The 16,891-nt window shown below is 71.1% G+C and carries 15 protein-coding genes and 1 pseudogene; 4 read left to right on the top strand and 12 right to left on the bottom strand.

Annotation, left to right across the window (positions count from 1 at the left end; genetic code table 11):
• Positions 1-229: 229 nt before the first annotated feature.
• From AB0G35_RS33985 to AB0G35_RS33960, 6 genes are all read right to left on the bottom strand, one after another.
• Positions 230-976: a SigE family RNA polymerase sigma factor gene (locus tag AB0G35_RS33985; RefSeq protein ID WP_360957698.1), complete on the bottom strand. Its 747-nt coding sequence runs from the start codon at positions 974-976 to the stop codon at positions 230-232.
• Positions 977-1,125: 149 nt separating this feature from the next.
• A complete protein-coding gene (locus AB0G35_RS33980) occupies positions 1,126-1,830 on the bottom strand; it encodes an LPXTG cell wall anchor domain-containing protein (protein WP_360957645.1) in 705 nt (234 codons plus the stop codon).
• Positions 1,831-2,072: 242 nt separating this feature from the next.
• Entirely contained in the window at positions 2,073-3,128 is a 1,056-nt protein-coding gene (locus AB0G35_RS33975) for an NAD(P)-dependent alcohol dehydrogenase (protein ID WP_360957643.1), read from the bottom strand.
• A gap of 302 nt (positions 3,129-3,430) precedes the next feature.
• Complete coding sequence (locus AB0G35_RS33970) at positions 3,431-3,892, bottom strand: hypothetical protein (RefSeq protein ID WP_360957641.1); 462 nt, start codon at positions 3,890-3,892, stop codon at positions 3,431-3,433.
• Between the two features lie 148 nt (positions 3,893-4,040).
• Positions 4,041-4,247, bottom strand: a complete 207-nt coding sequence (locus AB0G35_RS33965) for a ferredoxin (protein ID WP_360957638.1) — start codon at positions 4,245-4,247, stop codon at positions 4,041-4,043.
• A gap of 339 nt (positions 4,248-4,586) precedes the next feature.
• Positions 4,587-5,822, bottom strand: coding sequence for a cytochrome P450 (locus AB0G35_RS33960; protein WP_360957635.1), 1,236 nt, complete (start codon positions 5,820-5,822; stop codon positions 4,587-4,589).
• 1,178 nt (positions 5,823-7,000) lie between these two features.
• On the opposite strand from AB0G35_RS33960, the gene AB0G35_RS33955 reads away from it, so the two are divergent.
• Positions 7,001-7,498: a MarR family transcriptional regulator gene (locus AB0G35_RS33955; RefSeq protein WP_360957632.1), complete on the top strand. Its 498-nt coding sequence runs from the start codon at positions 7,001-7,003 to the stop codon at positions 7,496-7,498.
• Between the two features lie 615 nt (positions 7,499-8,113).
• Here AB0G35_RS33955 and AB0G35_RS33950 read toward each other — a convergent pair.
• The 5 genes from AB0G35_RS33950 to AB0G35_RS33930 all read right to left on the bottom strand — a co-directional run bounded on the left by AB0G35_RS33950 (position 8,114) and on the right by AB0G35_RS33930 (position 12,476).
• Complete coding sequence (locus AB0G35_RS33950; protein WP_360957630.1) at positions 8,114-9,283, bottom strand: SPFH domain-containing protein; 1,170 nt, start codon at positions 9,281-9,283, stop codon at positions 8,114-8,116.
• 10 nt (positions 9,284-9,293) lie between these two features.
• Positions 9,294-9,545 carry a hypothetical protein gene (locus AB0G35_RS33945; protein ID WP_360957627.1) on the bottom strand — a complete coding sequence of 84 codons (252 nt, stop codon included), beginning with the start codon at positions 9,543-9,545 and terminating at the stop codon, positions 9,294-9,296.
• A gap of 352 nt (positions 9,546-9,897) precedes the next feature.
• A complete protein-coding gene (locus AB0G35_RS33940) occupies positions 9,898-10,608 on the bottom strand; it encodes a peroxiredoxin-like family protein (protein WP_360957624.1) in 711 nt (236 codons plus the stop codon).
• Positions 10,605-11,246 carry a TetR/AcrR family transcriptional regulator gene (locus AB0G35_RS33935; protein ID WP_360957621.1) on the bottom strand — a complete coding sequence of 214 codons (642 nt, stop codon included), beginning with the start codon at positions 11,244-11,246 and terminating at the stop codon, positions 10,605-10,607. Before AB0G35_RS33935 ends, AB0G35_RS33940 begins: the two co-directional genes overlap by 4 nt.
• Before the next feature lie 387 nt (positions 11,247-11,633).
• Complete coding sequence (locus tag AB0G35_RS33930; protein ID WP_360957618.1) at positions 11,634-12,476, bottom strand: methyltransferase domain-containing protein; 843 nt, start codon at positions 12,474-12,476, stop codon at positions 11,634-11,636.
• Positions 12,477-12,595: 119 nt separating this feature from the next.
• Here AB0G35_RS33930 and AB0G35_RS33925 point away from each other — a divergent pair.
• Both AB0G35_RS33925 and AB0G35_RS33920 read left to right on the top strand, forming a co-directional pair.
• A pseudogene (locus tag AB0G35_RS33925) lies at positions 12,596-12,826 on the top strand (winged helix-turn-helix domain-containing protein); the annotation flags it as partial.
• A 576-nt stretch (positions 12,827-13,402) separates the two neighbouring features.
• On the top strand, positions 13,403-14,893 hold the full coding sequence (locus AB0G35_RS33920; protein ID WP_360957695.1) for a PLP-dependent aminotransferase family protein: 1,491 nt from the start codon (positions 13,403-13,405) through the stop codon (positions 14,891-14,893).
• Positions 14,894-15,303: 410 nt separating this feature from the next.
• Here AB0G35_RS33920 and AB0G35_RS33915 read toward each other — a convergent pair whose 3' ends face one another.
• Positions 15,304-15,765 (bottom strand): nuclear transport factor 2 family protein, encoded by a 462-nt coding sequence (locus AB0G35_RS33915; RefSeq protein ID WP_360957615.1) that lies wholly within the window; start codon positions 15,763-15,765, stop codon positions 15,304-15,306.
• Between the two features lie 284 nt (positions 15,766-16,049).
• On the opposite strand from AB0G35_RS33915, the gene AB0G35_RS33910 reads away from it, so the two are divergent.
• Positions 16,050-16,721 carry a TetR/AcrR family transcriptional regulator gene (locus AB0G35_RS33910; RefSeq protein ID WP_360957692.1) on the top strand — a complete coding sequence of 224 codons (672 nt, stop codon included), beginning with the start codon at positions 16,050-16,052 and terminating at the stop codon, positions 16,719-16,721.
• Positions 16,722-16,891 lie beyond the last annotated feature (170 nt).

Genomic DNA, 16,891 nt, shown 5'->3' with positions numbered 1-16,891 from the left:
CGGCGGGGCCAGGAGTGGCTGGGCCAGGAGCGGCGGGGCCAGAAGCGGCTGGACCAGGGGCGGCGGGGTCGGGGTCGCTTCGGGTCGGCCGGCTGCCGTGCCGGGTGCGACTGCGGCCCCGGCGGTGCGGCCGGCCGCAGATCCCGAACGTCGATGCTCTCCGCACGCGCCGCGAAGGCCCGCCGCAACCGCTCCTCCACCGGCCGCCCGGACCGCGTCCCAGGACCGTTCATGACCGCCCCTCCAAGATCTTCTCCAGGGAGTCCAGCGCGCGGCTGGCGATCGACTTCACCGCGCCGCGGCTGATCCCCAGCGTGGCCGCGATCTGCGCCTCCGTCAGATCGCCCCAGTAGCGCAGCACGAGTACTTCCCGGCGGCGCGCGGTCAGCCCACTCAGCGCGGCGAACACCTCGCGGTGCTCCTCGTCCAGCACGATCCGCTCCTCGGCGGACGGCGCGTCCGCCTCGTAGGGCGGGGTGTAGTCGCGCGCGGTACGCCGGCGCCGCAGCACCGAACGGGCCGCGTTCACCACCGCGGTACGCAGATAGGCCAGCGCATTGTCGACGTCCGTGAGCCGCTCACCGTGCCGCTTGTAGAGCGCGGTGAACGCATCCTGGACGACGTCCTCCGCGGTCGCCCGGTCATCGACGAGCAGCACCGCCAGCCGCACCATGGCGAGCCGCTGCGCGTGGTAGAGCTCGCTGATGGTGGGAGGGGGGTCGGGCGGCGGGGGCGTGGGCCGGAAGGCATCGCGGTGGGGGCTGTGGCCGTGGGGCGTGGCGAGCTGGGACGCGTCGTGGTGGGGACGGTCGTAGGGGGGTGTGTCGGGGTGGGGACTGCCGTAGGGGGGTGTCTCGTGGTGGGGCGTGGCGTGTTGGGGCGTGACGTGGTGGGTGGCGGTCGGCCGGACGGTGTGCAGCAGCCACCGCACGGGCAGCAGCCATCGTTCGGCCGGCAGCCATCGTTCGGCCAGCAGCCATCGTTTGGCCAGAAGCCATCGTTCGGCCGGCAGCCACCGCCACCGGGCACGCCGGGGCCCCGGCACGGCGAACCGGGCCGGGGCGGGGCAGGCGGCTGCGGAGTACTCCATGGACGTACGTACCGGGGCGGGCGGCGCGGACGGACTCAGCCGCGCCGGCGGCGGACCGCGTAGACGCTGGTACCACCCGCGGCGATCAGCACGGCGGCGGCACCGGCGATCGCCGCGGTGGTCCCGGACGAGGCGCCGGTACGCGCCAGTTGCTTGCCGCCCCCGCCGGGCGCGGACGACGGCACGGCGCTCGGCTTCGAGGTCGGTTCAGCGCTCGGCTTCGCGGTCGGCGGCGCGCTGGGGCTGGGCGCCGCCGTGGTCGGCCCGGGCCCCGGCCGGGTGGGCGAGGCGGACGGCTCCGGGTGGGAGGAGGGCGGTGCGGTCGGCTCCGGACGGCCGGACGTGGGCTGGGCGGTCGGTTCGTGGCCGGACGTGGTGGGCCGGGCACTCGGGACCGCGGACGCCCCGGCGGCCGCCGAACGCTCCGCGGCGTACGCCGACCCGGCAGCCACCACCGGGACGGCAAGCACCGGTACGACGGCCAGCGCGAGCGCCGCGACGAGCCCGGCGCGGGCACGGCCCCGGACCCGTGCCCGCACCCGATCGCCGGGGGAGACGCTGTGCGCCGGGGTGGGTTCCGTGGTGGGGGACGGGCTGTGCTCCGTGGTGGGTTCCGTGGTGGGTTCCGTGGTGGGTTCCGTGGTGGCGAACAGGCTGTGCTCCGGGGTGGTTTCCCTGGTGGGGGACGGGCTGGGGAACGGGGTGTGCTTCAGGCTCACGGTCGGCTGCTCCACGTTCATGCATCGACGGGCGGCGCCGATTGGCGCCCTCACCCCTGACGACGCCCGGCGCACGCGGGGGTTGCCGCACCCACCCGGATTTCTTCCGCGTAACCGTGCCGCCCGTTCCGTGCGCCCGCCCGGTTCCTTCGTCCGTCCCGCCTCGTCCCGTCCGTCCGCCTGCCCGCCGGTCGGTCCGCCTCGGTCGCCCGCCCGCCCGCCGGTCCGTCCGTCTCGGCCGCCCGCCCGCCAGCCCGCCCGCCTCAGATCGTCGACGCGTCGATCACGAACCGGTACCGCACATCGCTCGCCAGCACCCGCTCGTACGCCTCGTTGATCCGGTCCGCGCTGATCACCTCGATGTCCGCGCCCAGCCCGTGCTCACCACAGAAGTCGAGCATCTCCTGCGTCTCCGGGATGCCGCCAATCATCGACCCGGCGAGCGACTTCCGCCCCGGGATCAGTGCGAACGCCGCGACCGGCAGCGGGTGCTCCGGCGCACCGACCTGGACCAGGGTGCCGTCGGTGCGCAGCAGCCCGAGGTACGCGTTCAGGTCCAGGTTCGCCGAGACGGTGTTGATGATCAGGTCGAAGCTGCCCGCGAGCTGCTCGAACGTGGCCGGGTCGGAGGTCGCGTAGTAGTGGTCCGCGCCCAGCCGCAGGCCGTCGTCCTTCTTGCGCAGCGACTGGCTCAGCACGGTGACCTCCGCGCCCATCGCGTGCGCGATCTTCACGCCCATGTGCCCGAGGCCGCCCAGACCGACCACGGCCACCTTCTTGCCGGGGCCGGCCTTCCAGTGGGCGAGCGGGGAGTAGAGAGTGATGCCGGCGCACAGCAGCGGGGCCGCGGCGTCCAGGGGGAGGGAGTCGGGGATGCGCAGCGCGTAGTTCTCGTCCACCACGAGGTGCGTCGAGTAACCGCCGTACGTGGGCTCGCCGTCCCGGCCGGTCGCGGCATACGTGCCGACGTTGCCGAGCTCGCCGGTGCAGTACTGCTGCAGTCCCGCCCGGCAGTTGTCGCACTCGCGGCAGGAGTCGACGAAACAGCCGACGCCGACCCGGTCGCCCGTCCGGTAACGGGTGACCTCGGCACCGACCTCGGCCACCACACCGGCGATCTCGTGGCCGGGGACTATCGGGAAGTTCCCGCCGTCGCCCCACTCGGCGCGCACGGTGTGGATGTCGGAGTGGCAGATGCCGGCGTACTTGATGTCGATCAGGATGTCGTGGGCCCCCAGCTCGCGGCGCGGAATCGTGGTCCGCTCCAGCGGTGCCTTCGGGGCGGGTGCGGCGTACGCAGAGACAGAGGTGTGGGTCATGCCCCCGAGAATGCGTGGTTCCGCTTTCCCTGACCAGTGCACCCTTCAACATATGCACAGCAGGCCTAGTACTGGCGGAACCACCTTCGGCCGGCTCACGGGTGAGCCCTCGGGCGAGCCCCCAGGAAGACCCGCGAGCCCTCAGGGGGCTCAGGGGGCTCAGGAGGCCTCAGGCAGGACCCTGAGTTCCTGCGGACCTCAAGCAGAACTGTGAGTTCCTGCGTTCCTGAGTTCCTGCGTTCCTGCGTTCCTGAGTTCCTGCGTTCTGAGGGTTCTGAGGTCCTGAGTTCCTGTTCGAGTTCTCAGGAGAAGACGACCGACCGGACCTTCAGACGTTCGGAGGCATGGCCGCCGTTCGCCCGAAGACTGAAGTAATCGCCCGTGCAGTCGGCGCCGGCGAAGACCGTCGCCGTGGAGGAGGTGTAGTTCCTCGGCGTGTGCGCGGGCGGAACGTCCCGGTCGGCGACCTCGGGCAGAGTGATGCACTCCAGACTGGGTGGATCCACCAGGAGTCCCAGGTGCTGGGCGCCGGAGGCATCGTTGTAGACGTAGCTGAACGGTCCGGTGGCCGCCCCGGCCGACGACGCCGGCAACGCCACGGCGAGCGCAAGGCTCCCGAAAGCCGTGGCGACGACGGTGCCAGCACGCCGAAGCTTCCCGGACCGCCGCCCGCCCCCGCCAGAGTCGTTCTCCGTCACGCTCTCCGTCACCGTCTCGGTCACGCTCGTGGACACGTCTACAGTCACGCTCTTCGACAGACGCATGGGCAGCTTCCTTCCCTCTTCTCTCGCAGGGGCTCGGCGCCCCTCACGCGGAATGCGAGCTGCCCATGCGTACGCCCGACGATGTGCCCGTCACACGAAGGAGTGCTGCTGAATCGATCCACCAGCACACAAGTTGAGCCCCTGTCGGCTAAACCCGCTCAACCTGCTCCACGCTGATCGCGGCCGCCGGGCAGATCGCCGCGGCCTCCCGCACCGCGTCATGCAGCTCGGTCGGCGGCGTCGCATCGAGGAGGACGACGATGCCGTCCTCCTCCCGCTGATCGAACACCTCGGGCGCGGACAGCACACAGCTCCCGGCCCCACAGCACTTCTCCTGGTCAATGTGGACGCGCATGACTCTCTCCTCATGGTGAAAAACGGTGGGATCGGCCCCAGACGCGGGGCCGAAACGGAACGACGGGACGGCGGGGCGGTGGGACGACGGGCGGCGGGATGGCAGGACGGCGGGACGACGGGTGGCAGGACGGCAGGACGGCAGGATGGCGGGACTACGGGACTACGGGACGAGGCAGGGGCGTAGGGACGAAGGCAGCAGCGTGATCGACATGATCGACAACAAGAGCCACGCGCGAGTCGTCCGGTGCACCCCGGCCCGCTAGTCCAGGGACTGCCTCACCACGCAAAGAGACTGTCTGACCACGCAAGGGACTGCCTCACCACGCAAGGGACTGCCTCACCACGCAACCGGCAGCGCATACACCCCGTAAACCCCCATGTCGTGCCGGAAGCGGATCTCCTCGAAGGGGACGTCGAGCCGTAGATCCGGCAGCCGGCGGAGCAGCGTTTCCAGGGCGATCTGGAGCTCCACCCTGGCGAGCGGCTGCCCCAGGCACTGATGGACGCCGAAGCCGAACGCGACGTGGCGGCGCGCGTCGCGGCCGACATCGAGAACGTCCGCGCCGGGGAAGACCTCGTCGTCCCGGTTGGCGCTGTTGAGCGTGCACAGCACGCCCTCACCGGCACGGATGGTGACGCCGCCGACGGTGACGTCCTCGGTGGCGATCCGCGGCAGACCGTTGTGGACGATCGTCAGATAGCGCAGCAGTTCCTCCACAGCACCCTTGATCAGCGACGGGTCGGTGCGCAGCCGGGCCATCTGGCCGGGGTTACGGAGCAGCGCGAGCGTGGAGAGGGCCGTCATGTTGGCGGTCGTCTCATGGCCGGCGACTAGCAACAGCCGCCCCATGGAGGCGATCTCGTCGTCATCGAGCTCGCCCCGGGCGACCAGCCGGCTCACGATGGCGCCATCCGGCCGCTCCCGCTTCGAGCGGGCGAGCCGGACCAGATAGTCCTGCAGTTCCTGCTGTGCGGTCCGGATGTCCTCGGGCTCGGACCGGAGGCTGAGCAGGATGCCGCTGCGCCGCTGGAAGAACTCATGGTCCTCGTACGGCACACCGAGCAGCAGACAGATCACCAACGAGGGCAACGGCAGCGCGAATTCGGCCACCAGGTCCGCCGCGTGCCGCCCGTCGGTCATCCGGTCGAGCAACTCGTCAGTGATGCGCTGCACCTCGGGGCGCATCGCCTCCACCTTCTTGACCATGAAGTCGGCGGTGAGCATCCGGCGCAGCCGGGCGTGCTCGGGGTCGTCCCTGCGGATGAAGGTGGGGTTCTTGGTGACGATCTCCCGGCCACCGGCCGTGAGGAACGGAAACCCGGGCCGCGTCGCATCAGCACTGAACCTCGGGTCGCCGAGCACCGCCCGCACGTCCTGATGCCGCGTCACCAGCCAACACGACGACCCGTCCCATAGCGTCGCCCGCACCACCGGCTGCTCCCGCCGCGCCCTCTCCACCCCCGCCGGCGGATCGAACGGACAACCATCCCCCCGTCCCACCGGCACCACCAGCCCACTCTCACCGACGCTACCTGTGTTGCCGGGGGCGCTGATGGTGCTCGTTGCGCTCATGGCCCCAGGGATGCTGCCGGTGCCGAGGCCGCCGGTACTGCGGGTGGCACCAACGGTGCCGGTGATTCCAAGGGCCCCGGCGGCACCAGCAGCCTCAACGCTGCCGCTGTTTCCGCTGTTTCCGCTGTTTCCGTTGGTTTCGCTGGTGCCACTGGTTCCGCGGGTACTGCTGGTTCCAGTGGTGCCGACGGTCCCGGTGCCGCCATGCTCCACGTCGATGGGTTCTGCGGTCGTCATTCGGCCGGTCCTTCCACGATCGGGCCACGGCATTGCCGTGACCAACGGTGCGGTGGTGGCGCCATTCCTCGACGGGGGGTTGCAGGGTCACCGGCACGAACACCGGCGCAACACGCGCAACAACTACTTACCTAAGTTAAGCAACTAACCGTTCACACGTTAACTCAGCGCACGCAAGCGACGAAAGGAAAGATCCGTGCGTCCCCAAGGTTGGCTCAAAACCGCGCCCCACCACGACACCCGGCGGCCGCTCCCGGCCGGCGGCCCTTGCCGCAGAACCCACCCCGCCCGGGCCCCGCCACGCAGACCGCCCCCATAACCCGGCCTCCCCTGCTCCAGCCCCTATGGCGGTCCGCTGCCCGCAAGCAGAATCAGCACCGCACCCCGCCAGGCGGCAGAAGTACCGCACCCCGCCAGGCGGCAGAAGTACCGCACCCCGCCAGGCGGCAGAAGTCGAGCCTTCGCCCTGATTTCGGGGCCTCGCCCTGATTGGGCTCTCGCCCCAACCACGCGCCGACCCTCGCCCCGGTCGCGGGGTCGACCCTCGCCCTGGCTGCGGATTCGGCCCTCGCCCTGGCCGCGGGGGGGGGGAGAGGGGAGGCCCTCGCCCCGGTGTCGGGGTCAGCCTCGCCCCGGTGTGGGTTCGGGCCCTCGCCCTGGCGGTGGGTTCGGTGCTCGCCCCGGGCGTGGGGTCGGCGCTCGTCCCAGGCGCGGCTTCGGCCTCGTCCTGGACGGGGTCGGCCCTGGCCCTGGCGGTGCGGCTCCGAATTGCTGCAGGCGCGCGCCGCAGCGAACCGCCATAGAGGAGGGAGTAGTTGAGGCGGCCCACAAGGCCGGCCCGGCAGCAAGCACGGGAGCGGATGGGTAAACAGGTACTGAGCAGCACTGATCCCGCTATACGGCGGGGGTTCCGGCATCCCGAGGGCCGCTAAAGTGCCTGCATGCCGGACCAGGGAAGAGACCAGGACCCCACCGCCGCGCTGCAAAGGGTGCTGGCCACGCTGTCCTATCTGCTCACCCGCTCACGGGCGCACGAGCGCCAGGCGACTCAGGCAGGCGTGACGGCGGCCCGCTCCGATCTTTGGCTGTTGATGGCACTGGAGGATAGTGGGGGTGCCTGCCGGGTCGGCGATCTCGCCGAGCTGCTGATGGTCGAGCCGCCTCATGTCACGCGGCAGATCGGCCAGTTGGAAGCGCAGGATCTGGTCGAACGCACCCAGGACTCACTGGATCGGCGCGCGCGGAAGGTGGCCATCACCTCGCACGGCAAGGCCGTCCTTCAGCGCCTCCAGCAGACCAGTCAGGCCGGCCTCCGCGACGCCCTTGCTGACTTCGATGATGCGGACATCGCCGCCACCGTCGCGGTTCTGAACCACCTGGTCGGCTACGCCCGGCACAAGCACGCCGAGGAGGAGCGTCAGCGGCGCCGGGGAGCTTGAGGCCGTACGTAGCCCGAGGGGGGCTAGGGGGAGCCCGAGGGATTGACGGCGGGCGGAGGGGTCGGGCCGGGGGATGCGGGGCGGGGCGGTGAGGACGAGGTAGGGCGGGTCCTGGTGGGTCGGGGTGGGGCGGCGTTGTTGGTGACGGCCCGGGGGCCGGCTCTTGCGGGGTTGGGGCTCTTGCGGGGTTGGGTGGCGCGCGTGTGAGTTTTGTGGCGCTGGCGGTCGGCGGCTGGCCTCGGGAGGGTTGGGGTTCGGAGTGGTGGGGGTTGGGGCCTGATGGGACTCGGGCCTGGCGGGGCTGGGGCCAGCGGGGGGCCTTTCCCTGGTGGTTGGCCTCGCGTGTGCCTCCTTATTCCGGCAACGATTACGGAGAGTAATTAGTTCCGCGGTGAAGGTCGCTCATGGTGATGGGTTTGGAGTTGAGGTGGCGGCCCCACGGCCGGGGCTGGGCGGGTGGCCCCGGCCATGGGGTGAGCCCCGGGCCGTGGGATGAGTCCCCGGCCGTGGGGTGGGCCTCGGGCCGTGGTGTGAGTCCCCAGCCATGGGGTCAACCCCGGGCCGTGTGAGTCACGGGCCGGGGCGGGCAGGGGAGGGCCGGGCCCCGGGTGGGGGTTATTCGATTTCTACGCGGCCGGAGGGGGCGGGGTTGGAGGGGGAGTTGGGGGTGGGGGTGGAGGAGGACTTGGTGGGGGATTGGTTGTCGGGGGTGCCGAGGTTCCGGCGGACCGAGTCGAGGATGGTGAGGCCCTGGCCGACGAGGCCGGCGGCGATCTCGCCCAGGCCGTCGGTGCCGTTGAGGACGTTGACGTTGGCGTTGGACAGGCCTGCGGAGGCTTCCTTGACGATCTGGGGGAGCTGGTCGATGAGCATGCGGTCCAGGGCCACGCGGTCGTACGAGGCGGCGGCCTCGGCCTGGATCTTCATGCGCTCGGCCTCGGCCATGGCCAGGAGCTTGATGCGTTCGGCCTCGGCCTCGGCGGGCTTGACGACCTCGGCGACCAGTTCCTGCTGTCGCAGCTGGGCGCGGCGTTCTGCGAGTTCGGTCTGGGCGGCGAGGACCTCTTGCTGGGCGTGGGCATGGGCGAGCGGGCCGGCCTGGGCGGCGCGGGCCTGGGCGCGGTCCACCTCGGCGGAGTACTCGGCCTGGACGACCGCCGTCTGCCGGTTGTACTCGGCCTGATTACGGGCGGCCTCCTGCTGCGCCTCGACCGCTGCCTGGGTGGCCTGGGCCTGGGCGATCTGGGCCTGGCGCTGGATGGCGGCCTTGTGTGGGGCGGACATCGCCTCGATGTAGCCGGTGTCGCCGTCGTCGATGGACTGGATCTGGAGCGAGTCGACGATCAGGCCGATCTTGGCCATCTCGGTCTTGGACGTCTCCAGTACCTCGGTGGCCAGCTTCTGGCGTTCGGTGACGATCTCCTCGACCGTCATCGAACCGATGATGGAGCGCAGGTGGCCGGCGAAGATCCGGCCGGTCAGGACCGACATCTGGTCCTGGTCGGACAGGAACCGCTGGCCGGCGTTGACCACGCTCTCGGTGTCGTTGCCGACCTTGAACGCGATCACGGCACGGACCGTGAGCGCGATGCCCTGCCGGGTCACACAGGTCTCGGCGACCTCTGCCTCGCACATCGCCAGGGTCAGGAAGCGGACCTTGCGGAAAACCGGCAGCACGAACTTGCCGTGACCGGTCACCACTCGGAATGGCGCGCCGCCCTGCCCCCGCCTGCCGCCGGAGATCAGCATGGCTTGATCTGGGGCCGGAACGCGGTAACCGAACATCTTCGTCTCCTCAGCCGGCGTTGCCGGCGTCGCCGGTCAACGCGTCCAACGGATCGGTCCACTCCATGACCTCGACCTGGCGATTGCCACGGGACTCGATCACGAGCACGGTTGCCCCTACTGGAAGGGGCTCGGCGGACCAGGCGAGAAAGGCCTCGGAGCCACCCCTGACCCGCACCAGAACCTCACCGGGACCGGCAGCCCCGCGAGTGCCGATCAGTAGCACTCCCGTGCAGCCGATCACCGCGTCGTCCTGCACCATCGGCGGCTGCCCTCCCCCGTTGCGTTCCTGGAAATCCGACACTAGCGCTCTCGAACCTGCGGGCCTATGGGGGGCCGTCGGCGAGTTGGGGCGTCGGCCGACCTCCTTTCGACTGTTCTTGCGGCAGCACGGTTATTCGGCTCTTCCGTGTCTGTCGGCGTCCGTCGGTAGGGCGGTGGGGGGAGGGGCCTGAGTGAGCCCTCGGAGTGGCCCGGCGGTCTGGTGGGGCGGAGGGCGCTGGGACCTATTCGGCCGGTCGTGGTCAGTGCAGCCGGGGGTGGTCGGCGCAGATGGGGGGCAGTGCACGCGGTGGTGTCGGCGCAGGTGGGGGTGGTCAGTGCAGGCGGTGGGGTCAGCTCAGGTGGTCGAGGGCGGTGAGGATGTCGGACGGCTCGGCGCGGGCGGTGTAGTCGGTGTCGACGAAGGCCCAGCGGATGGTGGCGTCGCGGTCGATGACGTAGGTGGCGGGCAGCGGGAGCGTGCGGGAGTGGCCGCCGTTGACGCGCTGCAGGTCGAAGCCGAAGGAGTCGTAGACGGCCGCCAGGTCGTCGGGCAGGTCGAAGGCGAGGCCGTACTGCTTGGCGGTGTCGGAGCCTATGTCGCTGAGGACATCGAAGGTCAGGGCGTGCTTCTCGGTGAGGCTGAGGGATTCGTCGGGGATCTGGGGCGAGACCGCGACAAGCCGGGCGCCGCGGGCGGTGATCTCGGGGAGCTGCTGCTGCAGGGCGCGCAGGGCGATGTTGCAGTACGGGCACCAGGCGCCGCGGTAGAAGGTGAGCACGACGGGCCCGGTGGAGAGCAGGGCGTCGAGGGAGAGGGTTTCGCCCGTCGCGGTGGGCAGCGCGAAGCGGGGGGCCGGGTCTCCGGCCTGGAGGGCCCGGGTGGCTTGTCCCGAGGCGGCCAGGTCGCGTCCGGCGCGTTCCATGACTGCCCGGGCGGCCGCCGGGAGCTCGGGGTAGCGGGTGCGGAGGAACGCGGTGAGTTCGTCCTGGAGGGGGGAGGGAGAGGCGGAGGGGGAGGGCGGGGGTGAGGAGGCGTTTGCGGGGGAGGGGGAGGAAGTCATGGGGTTGGCTCCTTGGAGGTCGTAGGGGTCGCGGGGATCGTGCGGGTCGTGGAGGTGCGGAGGGGTGCGAGGGCGGCGGTGACGGTGTCGGTCAGGGACTGGGCGTCGGCGCCGGCGCGGGAGCGCAGGTTGACGCCGTAGGCGAGCGTCGCCAGGACGGACGCGGCCGCGTCGAGGTCTGTGGACGGTTGGAGTTGTCCCAGGTCGGCGGCGCTTGCCAAGGCCGCGCGCATGGCCGACCAGAGGGCGGTGTGGTGGTCTTCGAGCAGGGTGCGGACACCCGCGTCGGCACATTCGGGCCCGGCGTAGGCGTTGGTGACCATGCAGCCCCAGCCAGCGACCGCTCCCGAGCACCGGATCTCGATCAGGGAGGAGAAGAACTCCTCGATCGCGGTCAGCCCGGAGGTTGCGGAGGCGAGGTGGGCGAAGGCCGGGGTGGAGTGCCGGTCTATGTAGCGGGCGAGGGCCGCCGTGTAGAGCCCGTCCTTGTTCCCGAACGTCGCGTAGAGACTGGACCGGCTCACGCCCGTCGCGGTCACCAGGGCCTGTATGCCGGTGGCCGGCAGGCCCTGGCGCCAGAAGATCTCGATGGCGTCGTCGAGCACGATGTCGGGGTTGAAGTGCTTGATGTCGGGCATGGCGGGGCCTGTCGTCGTATCTTGGAACGGTTATTCCAAGATACGTGAACTGGCCTTGGCGGGCAAGGAGTTGGGGGTCCCTGTGGATAACTTGGTGCGGCGGGTGCGCTTGGTGCGCGTGCTGGACCTGGTGCAGGGGTGGCTTGGCGGGCGTATGCGGGGCTTGGCGTGCGAAGGCGAGGATTGGCGGGCGGAGGCAGCTCGGTGGGATGGGGAAGCTCGCCTGACTGGGGGGCGGGGGAGGCCCCTCTCCCGACGCCGTTCCCGCCCGCTTTCCCGACCTCCTATCCCACCGGGTGGGAGCGGGGGAAGGAGGGCAGTCGGTGTGGTGCCGGGCGGGGGCGTTGTCGTGTTCCCCGTGGGGTTCTGGGGGAGTTGTAGCGGCGGTCAGGGGTGGGGCTTGAGGGCTGTGGCCTTGAAGAAGGTGTAGTGGAAGGTGCCGTCGGGGGCGGCGGTGCGGTGGAGGTCGGTGATTCCTCGGTTCCAGGCGGCCGTGGTGGTGAGGCCGGCCGCCAGTGCCTCGTCGCGTACGGATTCGATCATGGCGATGAAGGTCTTGCGGGTGAAGCCGTCCACCAGGGAGGGGCGGCTCGCGTCGGCGTAGACGATGCGGGGGAGCACGGTGATTGCGGCATACCCCGCTTGTGTGAGCAGGGGGTGCAGTTCGCGGCCGATCAGGGCGTTGCCGCCGGCCGCGGACTGGAGGCGTACCTGGTGGTCGATCACGGCCTGCGCGTGGGGGCTGTCCGGGTGGAAGAACGCCGAGCCGTGGTCGCCCTCGATGACGGTGAGGGTTCCGCCGGGCCGTAGTACCCGGCGTAGTTCGGCCAGTGTTTGCGCCGGGTCCTGGAGGTGTTCCAGGACGAAGCAGGTGAAGACGTGGTCGAAAGAGGCTTCAGGGTAAGGGAGTTGGCGCAGGTCGGCGCGGTTCCAGGTGACGGGGGCGGTGGGCGCTTGGGCCGTGACGTGGGTGCGGGCCTGGGCGAGTGACTCCTCGGAGCGGTCGACGGCGACGATCTGCGCGCCGGGGCTGCTCCCTACGAGGTGGACGGTCTGCGCGCCCACACCGCAGCCGGCCTCCAGTACGCGGCTTCCGGGCTCGTAAGCGGTACCGGTGTGCAGCAGTGCGGACAGGGTGTCGGCCTGGTCGCCGAGACGGCGGGCTTCCCTGGACGAATAGCCGTGTACGTAGGGGGCGTTGGTGCCGATGGTGTCGTTCGTGGTGGGCATGGGGACAGCGTGGTGCGGACAATGGATCGGTGAACAGGTCCAAAGAGGGGGCGGCTGAGGGGTCCATAAAGGCGGCTTCCATAAAGGCGGCAGGGACCTCTGATTTTCTTCAGCTCGATATGAGGGAGGCGCCGGTCGGGGGACGGGCGGACTGGCTGGCGCGGCGGCTGCGGGAGGCGATCGCGGATGGGCGGCTGCCGGTCGGGAGCAGGCTGCCGGCGACCCGGGTGCTCGCCGCTGAACTGGGGGTTTCTCGGGGTGTGGTGACGGAGGCGTATCGGCGGCTGGGGGAGGACGGGCAGCTGGCGGGGCGGGGGCGGGGTGGGACGGTGGTCGTGGCGGCGCCGGTGACCACGCTTGGGGGCGGTTCTTCGGTTGGTCCGGTGGCCTCCGGGGATGGGGTCGGTTCGGGGACCTCCGGGGTTGGGGTCGGTCCGGTGGCCTCCGGGGGTGGGGTCGGTTCGGGGCCCTCTGGGCTTGGGGTCGGTTCGGGGGCCTCCGTTTTGGGCGCGGCGGTGACCACGCCGGTGGTCAGTTCTACGGTCAACTCGGTGACCGCCTCTGTGGTCGGGTCTACGGATGTGGCCGGGGCTACGGCACACGCAGTGACTGCGCCTGTGGCCGGTTGTTCAGCCACACCGGTGACTGGCCATTCGACCGGTCCTGCGGCCGGTTCTGTGGCAGCTCCTGTGGTCGGCCCGGTGGCCGAGCCGACGGGCGCGGCGAAGGGCGCTGCGGCGGGCGATCTGGTGGGTGAGGTGGCCGGGCTGGTTGTGGCGGCGGGCGGGTTGGCGGTGAAGGCGGGTCCGCCCACGCCGTTCGTTCCGCGGGCGGTGCGGGAGGGCGAGGCGGGTCGATCGGCGCCGTTCGCTTCCGGGGGTGGGGCGAGGTTCGCTTCCGGGGGAGGGGCGAGCGTCGGGACGGGTATCGGGCCGGACGTTTTCGATGTGCTGCGGGCGGCGCCGGCGCGGATCGATCTGTCGCCGGGCGTACCGGATTTGGCCGCGTTTCCGCGGGCGGCCTGGTTGCGGGCCGAGCGAGAGGTGCTCGCCGGGTTGCCGGCCGCCGGGTTCGGTTACGGGGATCCGCGGGGTGCGCCCGCGCTGCGGCGGACGGTCGCCGCCTGGCTGGCGTGTTACCGGGGGATCGCGGTGGATCCGGAGGAGGTGATCATCACCGCCGGTACGGCTCAGGCGCTGGGACTGGTTGCTCAGGTGCTGCGGGGCGCGGGGATCCGGGAGATCGCGGTGGAGGATCCGGGGTCGCTGGGGGCGCGGCAGCATCTGCGTTACTGGGGTGTGGCGACGCCGCCGGTGGGGGTGGACGAGGAGGGGGTGCGGGTCGAGGAGCTGCGGGCGAGTGGGGCGCGGGCGGTGCTGCTCACGCCGGCGCACCAGTTCCCGACCGGCGTGGTGCTGGGCGGCGCGCGCCGGCGGGAGCTGATGCGCTGGGCGACGGCGGAGGGCGGGCTGATCGTCGAGGACGATTACGACGCTGAGCATCGCTACGACCGCCCACCGGTGGCCGCATTGCGCTCCCTCCTTCCCGAGCAGGTCTGTTATGCGGGCAGCGTTTCCAAGCTGCTCGCGCCGGCGCTGCGGGTGGGCTGGCTGCTGGCGCCGTCGGCGTACCGGGAGGCGCTGGTCGACGCCCGGCGGTTCGCGGACCTCGGCAACGCCGTACTTCCCCAGCTGGTGCTGGCGCGGCTGATGGAGACGGGTGAACTGGAGCGGCGGCTGCGGTGGGTGCGGCGGCGCCACCGTCAGCGCCGGGACGCCATGATCGCCGCGGTCCGGCGCCACCTTCCCGGCGCGACCGTGCACGGCGCGGCGGCGGGGCTCCATCTGACGCTCACGTTCGGGGCGCGGGAGACGCTGGGGGCCCGGAATTCGCTCGGGGCGCCGGACGCATTCGGCGGGCGGGACTCCTTGGGGGTGCGGGACTCATTCGGGGTGCGGGACTCGTTGGGGGTGTCGGACTCGTTCGGGGTGTCGGACTCGTTCGGGGCGCGGGACTCCCGGAGATCTGCAGGCGGAGCCGGTAGAGAGGCCTTTGTTGGTACCGAGGGCCTTGGCGGCGCCGAGGGCCTTGGCGGTTGTGGGCGACTTGGCCGAGCCGATGCGGTCCAGGCCGATGTGGTCGACGCCGATGTGGTCGACGCCGATGCCGATGTGGCGGACGCTGAGGTGGTCGACGTGGAGTGGGCGGCCGCTGCGCTTGAACGGGGCGTCAAGGTGCAGCCGTTGTCCTGGCACCGGCAGCGGCCGGGGGCGCCGGGGCTGGTGCTCGGCTATGCGGCGCGTACGGCGGGGGAGATCGAGGAGGGGGTGGTCGCCCTGGGGCAGGTGCTGGGAGAGGTGGTGGGGCGGGGCAGTGCGAGACGGGCGGGGCGCGGGGCGGGCGGCGCGGGTGCCTGACGGGGGCGGCGGGCGCCTGACGGGGGGCGGCGCGGGCCTGACGGGGGGCGGCGCGGGCCTGACGGGGGCGGATCGGGCGCTTGAGGCGGGGGGAGCGGCCTGACGCAGGGCGGGTGCCTGCGCGCGGGATAGCGGGGTCCGGCGGCGGGGCGGGTTTCTGCGCGGGCGGCGGGGCCCTTGGACGCCTTGTAGGTGCCTTGGCGGATGCCATGGGTGCCGCAGCGGATGCCTTGGGGGCCGTGTGGCGCCGCGCCGTGCTGAGCCCTTGCTGCGCGGTTGCCGCGTCGTGCCTCGCCGGGCCGGGGTGCCTCCTTTTCTTCCGGCAACGATTACAGAGGGTGATTTTGTTCCCTGCGATGGTAGCAGAGAGTTAAGCGAGGGGGCGGGGGTCGAGGGGGAGGGTGGGCGGGCTAGGGGAAGGGGAGGGGGGTGCCTTTTTCGTGTTCCGGGCGGGGGCCGAAGATGCGGCGGGCGGACTCCTGGATGGGGACGTCATGGATGCCGGCCTCGCGGCGGCGCATCAGGCCGTGCTCGTCGAACTCCCACAGCTCGTTGCCGTAGCTGCGCCACCACTGGCCGTCGGCGTCATGGCTCTCGTACTGGAAGCGGACCGCGATGCGGTTGTCGTGGAAGGACCAGAGTTCCTTGCGGAGTGCGTAGTCCAGTTCTCGGGCCCATTTCTGGCGGAGGAAGGTGATGATCTCGCCGCGGCCGCGGAGGAAGGTGTCGCGGTTCCGCCAGATCGAGTCCTCGGTGTAGGCGAGGGCCACCCGTTCCGGGTCGCGGGTGTTCCAGGCGTCCTCGGCGGCCTGGACCTTTTGCAGGGCGCTCTGCTCGTCGAACGGGGGGAAGGGTGGGCGCGGCGATGTCATGGTGTGGGCCTCTCGGGGTGGGGTGATGGGGGTGGAGGGGTGGGGTGATGAGGGGTGGTCGCGTTGGAGTGGGTGGGGTTCTGGGTGAGCGGGTGATCTCGGGGGCGGGTGTTCTTGGTGGGCGGGTGGGGAGAACGGGCGTTCTCCGGTCGTGTGTCGGCTAGTGTAGAGAACGGGCGTTCTCTTCGCTACCGGCCGCCACGATCGGCCCGCCATGAGTACCTCCAGCGGCCCTCATCGGCCCTCATTAGCCCCATCGACCCCCAAACAGCCCGGACGTGACCATGACGAGGGACCAGGACGAAGCCCGTACGGCTCGGGACGAAGCTCGGGTTCGGATACTTGATGCTGCTGAGGAGTTGTTCTACGGGCGCGGGATCCAAGCCGTGGGGATGGACGAGCTGCGGGGCGCCGCGGGGGTTTCGCTGAAGCGGCTCTACCAGTGCTTTCCGGCCAAGCAGGATCTCGTCGAGGCGTATCTCAGGCGGCGGGATGCCCGGTGGCGGGCGGCGCTCGCGGAGTACGTGGACGTGCACGGCGAGGGGCCGGCGGGGCGGGTGCTGGCGGTCTTCGACTGGCTGGCGGAGTGGTTCGCGGAGCCGGACTTCCGGGGGTGTGCCTTCCTTAACTCGTTCGGGGAGCTGGGGGCTACGTCGGAGGGGGTCGCACGGGCCGCGCGGGAGCACAAGCGGGCGTTGGTGAGCTATCTGGGCGGGCTCGTGAGTGAGCTTCCGGTCCAGTCATCCTCCAAGGGCACGGGCCAGCAACCCTCCGTGGTCACGGACAAGCAATCCCCCGTGGCCACGGACCAGCAAACCGCCATGCTCGCCGGGCAGTTGGCGTTGCTCGTGGACGGGGCGATCGGTGCGGCCGCTGTTGTGGGGGCGGGAGCGGGGGCCGCACGGCAGGCGCGGGCCGCCGCCGAGGTTCTGTTGGCGGCGGCCCAGCGTTCCTAAAGTCCGACCTTCCCAGCCTTCCCAGCCTTCCCGACCTACCCAGCCTTCCCGGTCGGTCGGTCCGAGCCTGCCTAGTACTGCAACCGCATGTGGGGTTTGTGGCCTCGGCGTTGGTAGTGGCAGTGGCGGGCTCGGGCTTGGCTGTGTCTGCGGAAGTGTGACCAGTGCAG

The sequence above is a fragment of the Streptomyces sp. NPDC021749 genome, from assembly GCF_040640655.1.
GTDB lineage: Bacteria > Actinomycetota > Actinomycetes > Streptomycetales > Streptomycetaceae > Streptomyces.
Note: the sequence above shows the minus strand (reverse complement) of the source record. Positions and strands in the feature narration are given on the sequence as shown.